Source organism: Streptomyces sp. NPDC051582 (assembly GCF_040681715.1).
Lineage (GTDB): Bacteria > Actinomycetota > Actinomycetes > Streptomycetales > Streptomycetaceae > Streptomyces.
Map to the genome: position 1 here is coordinate 122,563 of NZ_JBFAZJ010000009.1, position 15,587 is coordinate 138,149.

13 protein-coding genes are annotated in these 15,587 nt (G+C 72.5%); 5 read left to right on the top strand and 8 right to left on the bottom strand.

What is annotated here, in order from left to right; translation table 11 throughout:
• Positions 1 to 169: 169 nt before the first annotated feature.
• The 6 genes from whiA to AB0M92_RS14695 all read right to left on the bottom strand — a co-directional run bounded on the left by whiA (position 170) and on the right by AB0M92_RS14695 (position 6,747).
• Positions 170 to 1,159, bottom strand: a complete 990-nt coding sequence (gene whiA, locus AB0M92_RS14670; protein WP_030160342.1) for a DNA-binding protein WhiA — start codon at positions 1,157 to 1,159, stop codon at positions 170 to 172.
• Positions 1,150 to 2,220, bottom strand: a complete 1,071-nt coding sequence (gene yvcK / locus AB0M92_RS14675; protein WP_366102487.1) for a uridine diphosphate-N-acetylglucosamine-binding protein YvcK — start codon at positions 2,218 to 2,220, stop codon at positions 1,150 to 1,152. Before yvcK ends, whiA begins: the two co-directional genes overlap by 10 nt.
• A complete protein-coding gene (gene rapZ, locus AB0M92_RS14680) occupies positions 2,217 to 3,164 on the bottom strand; it encodes an RNase adapter RapZ (RefSeq protein WP_030858943.1) in 948 nt (315 codons plus the stop codon). The genes yvcK and rapZ overlap by 4 nt, the downstream gene beginning before the upstream one ends.
• Before the next feature lie 44 nt (positions 3,165 to 3,208).
• On the bottom strand, positions 3,209 to 5,254 hold the full coding sequence (gene uvrC, locus AB0M92_RS14685; RefSeq protein WP_366102488.1) for an excinuclease ABC subunit UvrC: 2,046 nt from the start codon (positions 5,252 to 5,254) through the stop codon (positions 3,209 to 3,211).
• Between the two features lie 99 nt (positions 5,255 to 5,353).
• Positions 5,354 to 6,142, bottom strand: a complete 789-nt coding sequence (locus tag AB0M92_RS14690; protein WP_366102586.1) for a hypothetical protein — start codon at positions 6,140 to 6,142, stop codon at positions 5,354 to 5,356.
• 5 nt (positions 6,143 to 6,147) lie between these two features.
• Positions 6,148 to 6,747, bottom strand: coding sequence for a papain-like cysteine protease family protein (locus tag AB0M92_RS14695; RefSeq protein ID WP_366102489.1), 600 nt, complete (start codon positions 6,745 to 6,747; stop codon positions 6,148 to 6,150).
• Positions 6,748 to 6,999: 252 nt separating this feature from the next.
• Here AB0M92_RS14695 and AB0M92_RS14700 point away from each other — a divergent pair, with 252 nt between their 5' ends.
• The gene (locus AB0M92_RS14700) at positions 7,000 to 7,962 is read left to right on the top strand and encodes a hypothetical protein (RefSeq protein WP_366102490.1); all 963 of its coding nucleotides are present in this window, start codon (positions 7,000 to 7,002) and stop codon (positions 7,960 to 7,962) included.
• 35 nt (positions 7,963 to 7,997) lie between these two features.
• Here AB0M92_RS14700 and AB0M92_RS14705 read toward each other — a convergent pair whose 3' ends face one another.
• Positions 7,998 to 8,429: a Rieske (2Fe-2S) protein gene (locus tag AB0M92_RS14705; RefSeq protein WP_366102491.1), complete on the bottom strand. Its 432-nt coding sequence runs from the start codon at positions 8,427 to 8,429 to the stop codon at positions 7,998 to 8,000.
• Between the two features lie 109 nt (positions 8,430 to 8,538).
• Between AB0M92_RS14705 and AB0M92_RS14710 the strand changes: the two genes are divergently transcribed.
• Positions 8,539 to 9,426 (top strand): carbohydrate kinase, encoded by an 888-nt coding sequence (locus AB0M92_RS14710; RefSeq protein WP_366102492.1) that lies wholly within the window; start codon positions 8,539 to 8,541, stop codon positions 9,424 to 9,426.
• Positions 9,427 to 9,567: 141 nt separating this feature from the next.
• Here AB0M92_RS14710 and uvrA read toward each other — a convergent pair whose 3' ends face one another.
• The gene (gene uvrA / locus AB0M92_RS14715) at positions 9,568 to 12,543 is read right to left on the bottom strand and encodes an excinuclease ABC subunit UvrA (protein WP_366102493.1); all 2,976 of its coding nucleotides are present in this window, start codon (positions 12,541 to 12,543) and stop codon (positions 9,568 to 9,570) included.
• Between the two features lie 197 nt (positions 12,544 to 12,740).
• Between uvrA and AB0M92_RS14720 the strand changes: the two genes are divergently transcribed.
• From AB0M92_RS14720 to AB0M92_RS14730, 3 genes are all read left to right on the top strand, one after another.
• Positions 12,741 to 13,439 (top strand): maleylpyruvate isomerase family mycothiol-dependent enzyme, encoded by a 699-nt coding sequence (locus AB0M92_RS14720; protein WP_366102494.1) that lies wholly within the window; start codon positions 12,741 to 12,743, stop codon positions 13,437 to 13,439.
• Positions 13,440 to 13,448: 9 nt separating this feature from the next.
• Entirely contained in the window at positions 13,449 to 14,105 is a 657-nt protein-coding gene (locus AB0M92_RS14725; RefSeq protein ID WP_366102495.1) for an MBL fold metallo-hydrolase, read from the top strand.
• Positions 14,106 to 14,274: 169 nt separating this feature from the next.
• Positions 14,275 to 15,585 (top strand): MFS transporter, encoded by a 1,311-nt coding sequence (locus AB0M92_RS14730; RefSeq protein ID WP_366102587.1) that lies wholly within the window; start codon positions 14,275 to 14,277, stop codon positions 15,583 to 15,585.
• The last annotated feature ends 2 nt before the right edge of the window (positions 15,586 to 15,587 follow it).

Here is a 15,587-nt window from a genome sequence, read left to right on the forward strand (position 1 = left end):
CTGGGCGTCGTCTGCCACGAAAGCGTTCGGACGACAGGCTCACGATCAGGCGATGCCCATGTCAATGGGGCGTGTCCCAAAGGGGCCCGCACGTGTGACGTGCGGGCCCCTTTGGGACGTACGGCGCGAGGCGTACGGGGGACTCGGCCCGGCCGGGCGACGGGTCCGGCTAGCCGGCCATGTTGTCGGCCAGGTCCTCGCTCAGATTGGACTCGGTGCCCGGGATGCCCAGGTCCTGCGCCCGCTTGTCGGCCATCGCCAGCAGGCGGCGGATGCGGCCGGCGACCGCGTCCTTCGTCAGCGGCGGGTCGGCGAGCGCGCCCAGCTCCTCCAGGGAGGCCTGCTTGTGCTCCATGCGCAGCCGGCCGGCCGCCGCGAGGTGCTCGGGCACCTCCTCGCCGAGGATCTCCAGCGCGCGCTGCACCCGGGCCCCGGCGGCCACCGCGGCCCGCGCCGAGCGGCGCAGGTTGGCGTCGTCGAAGTTGGCGAGGCGGTTCGCGGTGGCGCGCACCTCGCGCCGCATCCGCCGCTCCTCCCAGGCCAGCACCGACTCGTGCGCGCCGAGGCGGGTCAGCAGGGCGCCGATCGCGTCGCCGTCGCGGACCACGACCCGGTCCACCCCGCGCACCTCGCGCGCCTTGGCGGCGATGGAGAGCCTGCGGGCGGCGCCCACCAGGGCCAGGGCGGCCTCCGGACCGGGGCAGGTCACCTCCAGGGAGGAGGACCGGCCCGGCTCGGTGAGCGAGCCGTGGGCCAGGAAGGCGCCGCGCCAGGCCGCCTCCGCGTCACAGGTGGCCCCGGAGACCACCTGCGGGGGAAGACCCCGGATGGGACGGCCGCGGCCGTCCACGAGGCCCGTCTGGCGCGCCAGCTGGTCACCGCCGGCCACGACCCGGACGACGTACCGGCTGCCCCGGCGCAGACCGCCGGGGGCCATGACCACCAGGTCCGAGGAATGGCCGAAGATCTCCAGGATGTCCTTGCGCAGGCGCCGGGCAGCGATCCCGGTGTCCAGCTCCGCCTCGATGACGATCCGTCCGCTCACCAGGTGCAGCCCGCCCGCGAACCGAAGAATCGCCGAGACCTCCGCCTTCCTGCAGCAGGTCCGGGTGACGGGGAGCCGGGAGATCTCATCCTTCACCGCTGGCGTCATCGCCATGGGCCGATCCTTCCATGCATCCGAAAAATACGGTCGTACGCGGCGGCGAGCAGCTCCGGGTCATGCTTCGGAGAGCCGTCTTCCCTGGCCACCGGCGCCAGCTCGACCGCGGCACCGAACCGTTTTGCGGCATCGGCGAGGGACTCGCGGTCGGGCACGGCGGCCTCGTCGGCCAGCACCACGTCCAGGGCGAGTTTAGGGGCGTGTCGGGCCAAAACCTCCAAATGACGCTGCGGAGAGAAGCCCTCTGTTTCACCGGGCTGCGGCGCGAGGTTCAGCGAGAGGACCCTGCGGGCCTTGGTCTCGATCAGCGCGTCGAGCAGTTCCGGCACCAGGAGGTGCGGGATCACCGACGAGAACCAGGATCCCGGACCGAGCACCACCCAGTCCGCGTCCAGCACCGCCGCGACGGCCTCCGGCACGGCCGGCGGATCCCCCGGCACGACCTGTACGGAGAGCACCTCGCCGGGGGTGGTGGCCACCGTGGCCTGCCCCCGGACGGTGTCGACCTCACCCGGGCGGGCCGGGTCGTGGCCCCGCACCAGCGCCTGGAGCTCCAGCGGCACCGCCGACATCGGCAGCACCCGGCCCTGCGCCCCCAGCAGCTTCCCGACCAGGTCGAGGGCCTGGACGGGGTCGCCGAGCTGCTCCCACAGCGCGACGATCAGCAGGTTCCCGACGGCGTGCTCGTGCAGGGCGCCGGCCGACTGGAAGCGGTGCTGGATGACACGGGCCCAGGTCTGGCCCCAGTCGTCGTCGCCGCACAGCGCGGCCAGCGCCTTGCGCAGGTCGCCGGGCGGCAGCACGCCGAGCTCCTCGCGGAGCCGGCCGCTGGAGCCGCCGTCGTCGGCGACGGTGACGACGGCGGTGAGCTCACCGGTGATCCGGCGCAGGGCCGCCAGGGAGGCCGACAGGCCCATGCCGCCGCCGAGGGCGACGACCTTGGGGGCGACCACCTTGGGGGCCGCGCCGCGGCGCAGCCCGGTGCGGCCCGCGCCGTCCTCGTCCCGCCCCGAGGTGAGACGGCGCAGGCGGCGCAGCCGCAGGGTCCGTCCGGTCACTCGCGCCCCATGTCCCGGTGGACTACGACGGTCTCGACTCCCTCGGAGGCGAGGCGGGCAGCGAGCTTCTCGGACATGGCCACGCTGCGGTGCTTGCCGCCGGTGCAGCCGACCGCGATGGTCACGTACCGCTTGCCCTCGCGGCGGTAGCCGGTGGCGATGAGCTGGAGCAGCTCGGTGTAGCGGTCGAGGAACTCCTTGGCGCCGGGCTGGCTGAAGACGTAGCCCGACACCTCCGGGTTGAGGCCGGTGAAGGGGCGCAGCTCGGGCACCCAGTGCGGGTTCGGGATGAAGCGGCAGTCGACGACGAGGTCGGCGTCGACGGGGAGGCCGTACTTGTAGCCGAAGGACATGACGGTCGCCCGCAGCTCGGGCTCCTCGTCGCCCGCGAACTGGGCGTCCATCTTCGCGCGCAGCTCGTGCACGTTGAGACTGGAGGTGTCGATGACCAGGTCGGCGTCGCCGCGCAGCTCGCGCAGCAGGTCGCGCTCGGCGGCGATGCCGTCGGTGATGCGGCCGTCGCCCTGGAGGGGGTGCGGTCGGCGGACCGACTCGAAGCGGCGGACGAGCGCGTCGTCGGAGGACTCCAGGAAGACGATGCGCCGGGTGACGCCCTTGCTGTCGAGGTCCGAGAGGGACTCGCGCAGCGCGTCGAAGAACTGACGGCCGCGGACGTCGACGACGACGGCGATGCGCGCCACGTTGCCCTGCGAGCGGGCGCCCAGCTCCACCATGGTGGGGATCAGTGCGGGCGGGAGGTTGTCGACGACGAACCAGCCGAGGTCCTCCAGACACTTGGCCGCGGTACTGCGGCCGGCCCCGGACATGCCGGAGATGATCACCAGCTCGGGGATGGCCGCCTCGGCGGTATCTCCGGGCTCCACTGTCGTGCCCGTACTCACCTGTGCTCCGTCTCGGTCGTGCTCGGTCGTGTGGTCGGTCATCTGCTCGGCGCTCTCGCCGCTCGTCTGGTCGGTCTCGCGCTCGGTCATTGCTCGGTCCCCCGTTCGGACGATGTCCCCCGGCTGCCGCCGGGAGGTGCCCCCACCCGCGGGGGCGGGGTCTCATCCTCAATGATCTCTCCTGTCGCCGTGTTGACGGCAGGACCGGCGGGAACCGACCGGGCGAGTGCCGCGGCCACGGTCTCGGCCGTCTTACGGCCTATGCCCGGGACCTCGCAGATCTGGTCGATTGTCGCCTGTCTCAGCTTCTTCACCGAACCGAAGTGCTTGACCAGGGCCTGCCTGCGGCTTTCGCCGAGACCGGGCACCTCGTCGAGCGGGCCCGCCTTGAGCCGCTTCCCGCGCTTGTTCCGCTGGTACTGGATCGCGAACCGGTGGGCTTCGTCACGGACGCGCTGGAGCAGGTAGAGCCCCTCGCTGGTGCGGGGCAGGACGACCGGGTCGTCCTCTCCGGGCAGCCAGACCTCCTCCAGCCTCTTCGCCAGACCGCAGACGGCCACGTCGTCGATGCCGAGCTCGTCCAGGGCCCGCTTCGCGGCGGCCACCTGGGGCTGCCCGCCGTCGACCACGACGAGCTGCGGGGGGTAGGCGAAGCGCTTGGGCCGCCCGTCGTCCTCGGCGAGGGGGTTCTCCCCCTCCTCCCCGTCCTCCGGGGACCACTCGCCGGTCTTCAGCTTCTCCTGGAGGTAGCGGCGGAAGCGCCGCGAGACCACCTCGTGCATGGACCGGACGTCGTCCTGCCCCTCGAAGGACTTGATCTGGAAGCGCCGGTACTCGCTCTTGCGGGCCAGGCCGTCCTCGAAGACGACCATCGAGGCCACGACGTCGTCGCCCTGGAGGTGCGAGATGTCGAAGCACTCGATGCGCAGCGGCGCACCGTCCAGGCCGAGGGCCTCGGAGATCTCCTCCAGGGCCCGGGAGCGGGTGGTGAGGTCGCTGGCGCGCTTGGTCTTGTGCAGGGCCAGGGACTGCTGCGCGTTGCGGTGGACGGTCTCCATCAGGGCCTTCTTGTCACCCCGCTGCGGGATGCGCAGGCTGACGTTCGACCCGCGACGCCCGGCGAGCCACTCGCCCAGCGCGGGCGAGTCCTCCGGCAGCGCCGGAACCAGCACCTCCTTGGGGACGGCCTCGCCGCTCTCCTCCCCGTAGAGCTGCTGGAGGGCGTGCTCGACGAGTCCGGCGGTGTCGACGGCCTCGACCTTGTCGGTGACCCAGCCGCGCTGGCCGCGCACGCGGCCCCCGCGGACGTGGAAGATCTGCACGGCCGCTTCGAGCTCGTCCTCGGCGACGGCGATGAGGTCGGCGTCGGTGGCGTCGGTGAAGACGACGGCGTTCTTCTCCATGGCCCGGCGGAGCGCCCCCATGTCGTCGCGCAGCCGGGCGGCCTTCTCGTACTCCATCTCCTCGGCGGCCTCGTGCATCTGCTTTTCGAGGCGGGACAGGTACGCACCGGTCCGCCCGGCCATGAAGTCGCAGAAGTCCTCGGCGAGTTCGCGGTGCTCCTCGGGGGTGACCCGGCCTACGCAGGGCGCGGAGCACTTGCCGATGTAGCCGAGCAGGCAGGGCCGGCCGATCTGGGCGGAGCGCTTGAACACTCCGGCGGAGCAGGTCCGCACGGGGAACACCCGCAGCATGAGGTCGACGGTCTCGCGAATGGCCCAGGCGTGCCCGTACGGCCCGAAGTACCGCACGCCCTTCTTCTTGGGCCCCCGCATGACCTGGACCCGCGGGTACTCCTCGTTCATCGTCACGGCGAGGGACGGGTAGCTCTTGTCGTCCCGGTACTTGACGTTGAACCGGGGGTCGTACTCCTTGATCCAGGAGTATTCCAGCTGGAGCGCCTCGACCTCGGTGGAGACGACGGTCCACTCGACGGAGGCGGCCGTGGTCACCATGGTGGCGGTACGCGGATGCAGTCCGGCGAGGTCCTGGAAGTAGCTGGCCAGTCGCTGGCGCAGGCTCTTGGCCTTCCCGACGTAGATCACCCGGCGGTGCTCGTCGCGGAATCGGTAGACCCCCGGGGAGTCGGGAATCTGCCCCGGCGCGGGACGGTAGCTGGAAGGGTCGGCCATGCCAACACCCTACTGGCGGGTGCCGACAACGTGCCCGTGGCACCGCCCGCGCCGGGGGTCCGCGGCCCGGGCGGTCCCGGGCCGCGGACCCCCGGCCGGTCAGGCGGTGGCGCCGCGCCGCCGGGACCTGCGCGCCACGATCACGCCGGCCGCGCCGAGCGCGAGAACGCCCGCCACGCCCCCGGCGACCGGGGCCGCCGCGGGCCCGGCGGGGGCACCCGCCGCGGCCTCGTACCCCCCGGCCTTGCCGCCCTTCGCGTACGCCGACCCCGGCAACTTGTCCCCGTACGCCCGCGTCACCCGCGCACGGTAGGCGGCGAGGCTGGTGCCCCCCGCCCCGACGGCCCGCTCCGCGTCCTCGTCCAGCGGCAGTACCCGGCTCCCTTCGGCCACGTACCACGCGTCGATCTGCGGTTCCCGGAACACCGTGCCGCCCGGCAGCTTCGCGGCGCCCAGCCGCGCGTAGCGGAACTCGTCGTCGCCGGTGGCGATGTTCACCACCTGCCAGCCCGCCTCGGTCCGGGCGGTCCACAGGGCGGCCTGCTGCCCGTCGGAGGAGACGGCCTTGCTGGCGAGGAACTCCAGCCGGGCCACGGATGCCCCTGCCCTGCCCGCCACGAAGTCCGGGGAGAGGTAGCTGACCGGTATCGCCTCGCCCTCGACCCGCGGCCGGGCCGCGTCCGGCGCGATCTTGCCCTCCCGCGCGAAGAAGCGGGACAGCGTGGCCAGGGTTTCGGGAGCGGCGGCGGCCCGCGCGGCCGCGTCCTTCGTCTCGGCCGTGACGGACCGGGGCTGCGGCACCGGCGCGGCCGAGGCCTGCGGGGCCAGTACGAGCACGGCGGAGGCCGCGAGCACCGCGGCGGAAACGCGCTTGGACGTCGAGGTCATGGCGCTCACGCCCCGATCCGGTAGAGCGAGTGGGTCCAGGAGAAGGTGCTGTTGTCCACGTACCAGGCGTGCGAGGCCCAGTTGTAGCGGTCGCTGGACGGCCACGGATCGCCCCAGTAGACCCAGCTGTCGGCCGTGTCGTACCCGTAGATGACGTGCATGTGGCCGCCGCCGTTGGACCACTGGATCCGCGTCTCGACCGGCCGGTTGGCGTCGATCTCGCTCTGGACGGTGGTGTAGCGGAGCCAGCCGGTGACGTACGAGCCCGAGTTGATGCCGGCCCAGTTCAGGGCGGTCTGGACGTTGCCGAGCGTGGCCTGGTTGTTGGGGCAGTCGTAGCCCTGCTGGCGGTTGAAGGCGGCGTTGCAGAACTGGTTCTGCGTGTAGTTCCGGCCGAACCAGGTGGCGATGGTGTTGCCGCTCGCGGCCCAGCACCAGTTGGTCTTCGCTTGCGCCTGCATGGTGATGTTCAGGCGCTTGTACGCCAGGGCGGACGTGGCGCCGGCATCGCTCGTGGGGGCAGCGGTGGCGGCGGCGGTGGGCAGGGTGAAGAGCACGGCGGTGAGGACGGCGGCCAGGGACAGCCGCGGCTTGGGATTGCGCATCGCGTTCCTCCCGTGTGGGGATCTCCCCGGTGGGGCCGGGGAGGGTGGGGGTTGGAGGAGCGCGTCCGGACGCTGCTGAGGAGCATCAGGGTGTTGTCGCGATCAGGTCAACAGGCTTCAATACGCCGTGACATTGCAGTGTGAATGGCGGGACCGCAGTGTGAACGACTGCCGTCCTTTCACCTGGTGCCCGGGTGCCACCGGCGAGCCCTCCCGCCCCACCGCACGTGAATGTTCACAGGAGGAGCCGTCATGCGGTCGACCGGGGAAAGCACGCGGGAAGGCAGACAGCCGAGCGGGCAGGAGCTGGGGCAGCTGCTGCGCGCCGGCCCCTTCCACCTCGCCCTGCGCGCCGCCCTCACCGCCCGCGGCCTGCCCCTGCACCGCGTGCAGCACCGGCTCGCGGCCCGCGGCATCAAGCTCGGCGTGACCAGCCTCAGCTACTGGCAACAGGGCGCCCGCCGGCCCCGCCGCCCCGAGTCGCTGAAGGCCGTAAGGGCCCTGGAGCAGATCCTGGAACTGCCCGAGGGCACCCTGCTGCGGTTGCTGGCCGCCCCGGAGGACCCCGGGCCCGAGACGGCCCGCCCCCCGGCCCGCTCGTACCGGACCCTGATCAGCGTGGGCGCGGCCGTGGAGGGGCTGCTGGCCGGCATGGAACTGCCCGCCGACGGCGGCCTGCACACCGTCGGCCACCACGAGCGGGTACGGATCGGGGCGGCCGGCGAGCTGCTGGGCCGCGAGTCGCAGCACGTCGTACGGGCCCACCGCGACGGCGTCGACCGCTACCTCGCCGTCCACCACGGCGACCCCGGCTGCGACCCCGCCCGGGTCCGCGTACGGGCGGACGAGAACTGCCGGACCGGGCGCGTCCGCTGGCACCCGGAAGCCGGGGTCCTGGTCGCCGAGCTGCTCTTCGACGCCCGGCTGCGCGCCGGGGACACCTACGTCTTCGGCTACGGCTTCGAGGACGGCACCGCCGGCCGCGCCGCCGAGTACGTGCGCGGGTTCAGCTACAGCGGCGGGCAGTACGTGCTCCAGGTCCGCTTCGACGAGGCAGCGCTGCCGGTGCGCTGCCGGCGGTTCAGCCGCTCCGGACCGCAGGCACCGCGCAGCGGGCTGGCGGACCTGACGCCGAGCGGGCGCCACCGCGCCGTGCACCTGGTGGAGCCGGGGGTGCGGCGCGGGCTGCTGGGCATCGCCTGGGACTGGGCGTAGGCCGTCTCTTCCGGACCAGGTCGGATCAGGTCGGATCAGCCCGCGATGAGCTTGCCGCCCTCGGCCTTGACCGGGACGGCGGGCAGCGGGTCGGTGGCCGGGCCGCGCAGCACCTTGCCGGTCGTCACGTCGAAGCGGCTGCCGTGGCAGGGGCAGTTGCCCTCGCCGTCGTCGATCTTGTCCAGGACGCAGCCGGCGTGGGTGCACTGGGCGCTGAACGCCTTGTACTGCCCCTGCGCCGGGCAGCTGACGACCAGCTTCTTCTCGCGGAACAGCTTCGATCCGCCGACCGGGACCTCGGACGCCGCGCCGAGCTCCACGGGGGCGGCCGGGACGGCCGGGGAGCCGGAGCCGCTGTTGCCCTCGGTGGAGCAGGCGGCGAGGGCCGCCCCGCCGCCGACGGCCCCGGCGATCGCGGCGGCGCCCTTGAGCACGGTACGGCGGGCGGCGGGCTGCGACGCGGACATGCGGATCTCCTGGCCTGAGGGTGTGGTGCCGGTGGTTCGGGTGTGTACGCCGGGCTCCCCGACGATACCGCTGCCCGCTCGCGCCGCCCGATGGGATACCTTCCCCCGCGTGATCGTCGTCGGTGGAGAAGCCCTGATCGACCTCGTGCCCGTGGCGCAGCCGCCGGGCGCGCTCGTGCCGCGGCCGGGCGGGGGGCCGTACAACACGGCGCTCGCGCTGGGCCGCCTCGGTGCGGAGGTGGCCTTCTGCTCCCGCGTCTCGACGGACGGCTTCGGCGAGGGCCTGCTCGCCGGGCTGCGCGCGGCCGGGGTGGACCTCTCGCTGGTGCAGCGCGGGCCGGAGCCCACCACCCTCGCCGTGCCCTCGCTGGCCCCGGACGGTTCGGCGGCGTACGGGTTCTACGTGGAGGGCACGGCCGACCGGCTGTTCACGCTGCCGCGGGCGCTGCCCGAGGGCAGCCGGGCCCTCGCGCTCGGCACCTGCTCCCTCGCCCTGGAGCCGGGCGCGAGCGCGTACGAGGCGCTGTTGCGCCGGGAGTCCGGGCGCGGGCTGCTGACGCTGCTGGACCCCAATATCCGCCCGGCGCTGATCGCGGATCCGGCGGCGTACCGGGCCCGGTTCCTGGGCTGGCTCCCGTACGTCCGCGTCCTCAAGCTGTCTGAGGAGGACGCCCGGTGGCTGGGCGGGTGCGTCTCGGACTGGCTGGCGGCCGGGCCCTCGGCGGTGGTGCTCACGCGGGGCGGGCGGGGGCTGGAGGTCCGGACCCGGGAGGGCGCGGAGTACGGGGTACCGGCCCGCCGGGTCGCGGTGGCGGACACCATCGGGGCGGGCGACACGGTCAACGCGGCCCTGCTGCACCGCCTGTCGGCGCTCCCGGCCGGCGGCCCGGTGGACGCGGACTGGCCGGGGATCCTGGCGTACGCGGCCCACGCGGCGGCGCTGACCTGCACCCGGGCGGGCGCGGAGCCGCCGTACGCCGCCGAGCTCGGCGGATAGCCGCCCACAGGGTCCGCCCGCCGCGCCTGCTGAACGAGCCGCACAGACGCGGGAACGCGGCAGAGCCCCCGCCGCGGGAACGCGGCAGGGTCCCCGCCGCCGTCCGGCTGCGGGGGCCCTGCCGCGCTCGGCTCCGGACGGTCAGGCCTTGCGGGCCCTGGCCGTCGTCTTCTTCGCGGCGGCCTTCTTGGCCGGGGCCGCCGCCTTCTTGGCCGGCGCACGCTTCGCGGCGGCCTTCTTCGGCGGGGCCACCGGCGACGCCGCGTCGGAGACCCGCTCCGCCCCCAGGATGTCCCGCAGGAACTTGCCGGTGTGGCTCGCACCCACCGACGCGACCTGCTCCGGCGTGCCCTCGGCCACCACCAGGCCGCCCCCGTAGCCGCCTTCGGGGCCCATGTCGATGACCCAGTCCGCGGTCTTGACCACGTCCAGGTTGTGCTCGATGACGATCACCGAGTTGCCCTTGTCCACCAGCCCCGACAGCACCTTGATGAGCTTCGAGATGTCCTCGAAGTGCAGACCCGTCGTCGGCTCGTCCAGCACGTACACCGTCCGCCCCGTCGAGCGCTTCTGCAGCTCCGACGCCAGCTTCACGCGCTGCGCCTCGCCACCCGAGAGCGTCGGCGCCGACTGGCCGAGCCGCACGTACCCCAGCCCCACCTCGTTCAGCGTCTTCAGGTGCCGCGAGATCGTCGGGACCGCCTCGAAGAAGCCGGCGGCCTCCTCGATCGGCATGTTCAGGACCTCGGCGATGGACTTGCCCTTGTAGTGGACCTCCAGCGTCTCCCGGTTGTAGCGGTCGCCGTGGCAGACCTCGCACGGGACGTACACGTCCGGCAGGAAGTTCATTTCGATCTTGATCGTGCCGTCGCCGGAGCAGTTCTCGCACCGGCCGCCCTTCACGTTGAAGGAGAAGCGGCCCGGCAGATAGCCGCGCACCTTCGCCTCCATCGTCTCCGCGAAGAGTTTGCGCACGTGGTCGAAGACGCCCGTGTACGTCGCCGGGTTGGACCGGGGGGTCCGGCCGATCGGCGACTGGTCGACGTGCACGACCTTGTCGACGAGGTCGTCCCCGTCCACCCGCGTGTGCCGTCCCGGCACCGAGCGGGCGCCGTTCAGCTCGCGCGCCAGGTGCGTGTACAGGATGTCGTTGACCAGCGTCGACTTGCCCGACCCCGATACGCCCGTCACCGCCGTGAGCACGCCCAGCGGGAAGGACACGTCGATGTCCCGCAGGTTGTTCTCCTTGGCGCCGTGGACGGTCAGCTTCCGCTCCCCGTTCACGGGCCGGCGGATGTCCGGCACCGGGATGGACCGCTTCCCGGACAGGTACTGCCCGGTCATCGACTCGGAGTTCTTCAACAGCTCCTTCAGCGAGCCGCTGTGCACGACCTTGCCGCCGTGCTCACCGGCGCCCGGGCCGATGTCCACCACCCAGTCGGCCACCTTGATGGTGTCCTCGTCGTGCTCGACGACGATGAGCGTGTTGCCCATGTCCCGCAGCCGCACCAGCGTCTCGATCAGCCGGTGGTTGTCCCGCTGGTGCAGGCCGATGGACGGCTCGTCCAGTACGTACAGCACGCCCACCAGGCCGGAGCCGATCTGCGTGGCCAGCCGGATGCGCTGGGCCTCACCGCCCGAGAGGGTGCCGGCGGCGCGGTTCAGCGACAGGTAGTCCAGGCCGACGTCGACGAGGAAGCGCAGCCGCTCGTTGACCTCCTTCAGGACCCGCTCGGCGATCTTCTTGTCACGGGCGTCGAGCCGCATCCGCCCCAGGAAGTCCGCGCACTCGCTGATCGACATCGCGGCGACCTCGGCGATGGACTTGTCCATCACCGTCACCGCGAGCACGATCGGCTTCAGGCGCGTGCCCTCACAGGTCGGACAGGGCACCTCGCGCATGTAGCCCTCGAAGCGCTCGCGGCTGGCGTCGCTCTCGGACTCGGCGTGCCGGCGCTTGACGAACGGCACGGCGCCCTCGAAGGCCGTCGTGTACGCCCGCTCCCGCCCGTACCGGTTGCGGTAGCGGACCTCGATCTGCGTCTTGTGCCCGTACAGCAGGGCCTTCTTCGCCCGCACGGGCAGTCCGGCCCACGGGATGTCCGTACGGAAGCCCAGCTCCCCGGCGAGCGCGCCGATCAGCCGCTGGAAGTAGTCCTTGGTGTGGCCGAGGGACCACGGCGAGACCGCGCCCTCGTCGAGGGACTTGTCCTCGTCGGGGACGATCAGCTCCGGGTCCACCTCCATGCGCGTACCGATGCCGGTGCACTCGGGGCAGGCGCCGAAGGGCGAGTTGAAGGAGAAGGAGCGCGGCTCCAGCTCCTCGAAGGACAGGTCGTCGTACGGGCAGTAGAGGTGCTCGGAGTACATCCGCTCACGCTCGGGGTCGTCCTCGGCGAGGTCGACGAAGTCCAGGATCACCATGCCGCCGGAGAGCCCGAGGGCGGTCTCCACGGAGTCGGTGAGCCGGCGCTTGGCGCTCTCCTTGACGGTGAGGCGGTCGATGACCACCTCGATCGTGTGCTTCTCCTGCTTCTTCAGGGTGGGCGGCTCGGAGAGCTGGACGGTCTCCCCGTCCACCCGCGCCCGGCTGTAGCCCTTGGTCTGGAGGTCGGAGAAGAGGTCGACGAACTCGCCCTTGCGCTCGCGCACCAGTGGCGAGAGCACCTGGAAGCGGCTGCCCTCGGGAAGGGCGAGCACCTTGTCGACGATCGCCTGCGGCGACTGGCGCGAGATGGGGCGGCGGCACTCGGGGCAGTGGGGCTTGCCGATGCGCGCGAAGAGCAGGCGGAGGTAGTCGTAGACCTCGGTGATGGTGCCGACCGTCGAGCGCGGGTTGCGCGAGGTCGACTTCTGGTCGATCGAGACGGCCGGCGAGAGCCCCTCGATGAAGTCCACGTCGGGCTTGTCCATCTGCCCCAGGAACTGGCGGGCGTACGACGAGAGCGACTCGACGTAGCGGCGCTGGCCCTCGGCGAAGATCGTGTCGAAGGCCAGGGAGGACTTGCCCGAACCGGAGAGTCCGGTGAAGACGATGAGCGAGTCGCGGGGCAGGTCGAGCGAGACGTTCTTGAGGTTGTGCTCGCGAGCGCCACGAACGATGAGACGGTCGGTCACGCCGGTCCGCACCTTTCTTGAGAGAGCGGGGGCACGGGGCCCCCGACTGTCCAGCGTACGGCTGGCTGGGTGGGCGCCTCTGCGATGGAGAAGAGCTTGGACTTCGAGCGTATAGCACGCGCATTCGATTTACGGCACTCGGCAGACGGGTTCACCCGTTCGTGTGGCCAGGGGTCTGCGGCACTAGGCTCGGATCCATGACTGATCATGTGCACGACCTGCAATCTGTACGTGAAGCCACGGACCGAATGCTGACCGCTCTCGCGAAACTGGACAACGCCGCCCTGGCCGAAGAGTCACATCTCCCCGGCTGGAGCCGCGGCCACGTGCTCGCCCACCTGGCGCGCAACGCGGACGCCCTCGTCAACGTCTTCACCGGCCGCCCGATGTACGAGAGCGCCGAGGCCCGCGACCGCGACATCGAGCGCGACGCCCCGCGCGAGCTGGACGTCCAGCTCTGCGACGTGCGCGCGACCCACGCCGCCTTCCTGGCCCAGACCGAGCGGGACCAGGACTGGTCGCGCACGGTGGAGCTGCGCAACGGGGTCACCGATCTCGCCTCGAACGTGCCGTTCCGCCGCCTCGTCGAGATCGAGCTGCACCACGTCGACCTGAACATCGGCTACGAGCTCTCCGACCTGCCGACGGAGTTCACCGCCCGCGAGATCGCCTTCCTCGCCGACCGCTGGTCCGGCCGCCCGGAGGTGCCCCCGGTGACCCTCCAGATCGCGGGCGACGGCGACGGCTCCACCTGGCACACCGGCGGCTCCGGGGGCGGACCGGTCACCCTCCTGGGCACCGGCGCCGAGCTCCTCGGCTGGCTGGCGGGCCGCGGGGACCGGGGCGCACACCTCACCGTGGTCGGCGGGCCCCTCCCGGCCCTTCCCCCGCTCTAGGATCAGGACATGACGTACAGCGGAGCAGTCAAGGTCGGCGGTCCGGCCGACGTGCACGAACTCCCGGACCTGATGATTTCCAAGGTCGCGGTGGGCCCCATGAACAACAACGCGTACCTGCTGCGCTGCCGGGCCACCGACCAGCAGCTGCTGATCGACGCGGCCGCCGAGCCGGAGACCCTGCTCAACCTGATCGGGGACGACGGCATCGCCGCCGTCGTCACCACCCACCGGCACGGCGACCACTGGGGCGCCCTCGCGGAGGTCGTCGAGGCGACCGGGGCGCGCACCTACGCGGGCGTCCACGACGCCGAGGGCATCCCGGTGGCGACCGACGTGCCGGTGGCGGACGGGGACACGGTCACGGTCGGCCGGGTCACGCTGACCGCCCGCCACCTGGTCGGCCACACCCCCGGCTCCATCGCCCTGATCTACGACGACCCGCACGGGCACGCGCACGTCTTCACCGGCGACTGCCTCTTCCCGGGCGGCGTCGGCAACACCTGGGGCGACCCGAAGGCCTTCGAGCAGCTGGTCGACGACGTCGAGCACAAGCTCTTCGAGCAGTTGTCGGACGAGACCTGGGTCTACCCGGGCCACGGCAACGACACCACGCTCGGCGCCGAGCGGCCGCACCTGGCCGAATGGCGCGAGCGCGGCTGGTAGCGGGCGCCCCGGCGCCCGGTCCCCGGTCAACACCGCGACAGGAAGCACTCCTTCCGGTCGAAGATGACCGAACTCACGTCCTGGGGGTGTGGGGAGGGGTAGTTGCTGCACCATGCAACAAGACCCCTCCCCCGCCCTCCCCCGTCGCGCGGTTCCCCGGCCGCCCTCGATGCTGCGGCTGGCGATGGCCTCGCTCGCCGGGACCGCCATCGAGTTCTACGACTTCTTCGTCTACGGCACGGCCGCGGCCCTCGTGCTCGGCCCGCTGTTCTTCCCGTCCTTCTCCCCGCTCGCCGGGACCCTCGCCGCCTTCGGCACCTTCGGCGTCGGCTTCCTCGCCCGCCCGCTGGGCTCGGTCGTCTTCGGCCACATCGGCGACCGCTACGGCCGCCGCCCGGTCCTGCTCGGCTCCCTGCTCCTCACCGGCCTCGCCACGGTCGCCGTGGGCTGCGTGCCCACGTACGCGACGATCGGCGCGGCGGCGCCCCTGCTGCTGCTCCTGCTGCGCTTCCTCCAGGGGCTCGGCCTCGGCGGCGAATGGGGCGGCGCGGTCCTGCTGACCGCCGAGCACGCCCCCGAGCAGCGGCGCGGGCTGTGGGCCAGCTTCCCGCAGGTGGGGCCGCCGCTGGGCTTCCTGCTGGCCAACGGCATGACCCTGACCCTGTCCGCGACGCTGACCGACGCGCAGTTCACGTCCTGGGGCTGGCGCGTGCCGTTCTGGGCGGCCGGGGTACTGGCCGTCGCCGGGCTGTGGCTGCGCCGCTCGGTGGAGGAGACCCCGCAGTTCCGCGCCCTCGCGGAGACCGGCCGGCGCTCCGACGCCCCGCTGACCGAGGTCGTGCGCGGGCACTGGCGGCTGGTGCTGCTGACCGGCGGGGCCCTGTCCGCCGGGTACGCGGTCTTCTACTCGGTCACCACCTGGTCCCTCGCGTACGCCACCGAGCACCTCAAGGTCGACCGCACGGTGATGCTGGCCTGCATCATGGCGGCCGTCGCCCTCAAGGGCACGCTGACCCCGGTGGTGGCGGTGCTCGGCGACCGGTACGGGCGGCGGCCGCTGTGCCTGATCGGCAGTGCGATGTGCCTGGTGTGGATGTTCCCGTTCGTCGCGCTGCTGCGGACGGCGGACCCGCTGCTGATGACGCTGGGCTGCCTCGGCGGGCTGCTGGGCATGGTGACGATGTTCGCCGTGGTCGGCGCGTACGTGCCGGAGCTGTACGCCCCGCGGATCCGCTGCACCGGCGCGGCCGTGGGCTACAACCTGGGCGGGGTGCTGGGCGGGGCGCTGACCCCGATCGTGGCGACGGCGCTGGCGGCGGGCTCCGGTCCGCCGTGGGGCGTCGCCCTGTACCTGAGTGGGATCGCCCTGCTGAGCCTGGTCTGCTTCGCGCTGCTGCCGGAGACGAACCCGGCGGTCGTGCGGGCGCGGACGGGCGCGGGTACGGGAAAGGGGGCGGCCGAAGCGGCCGCCCCCGCGTAGGC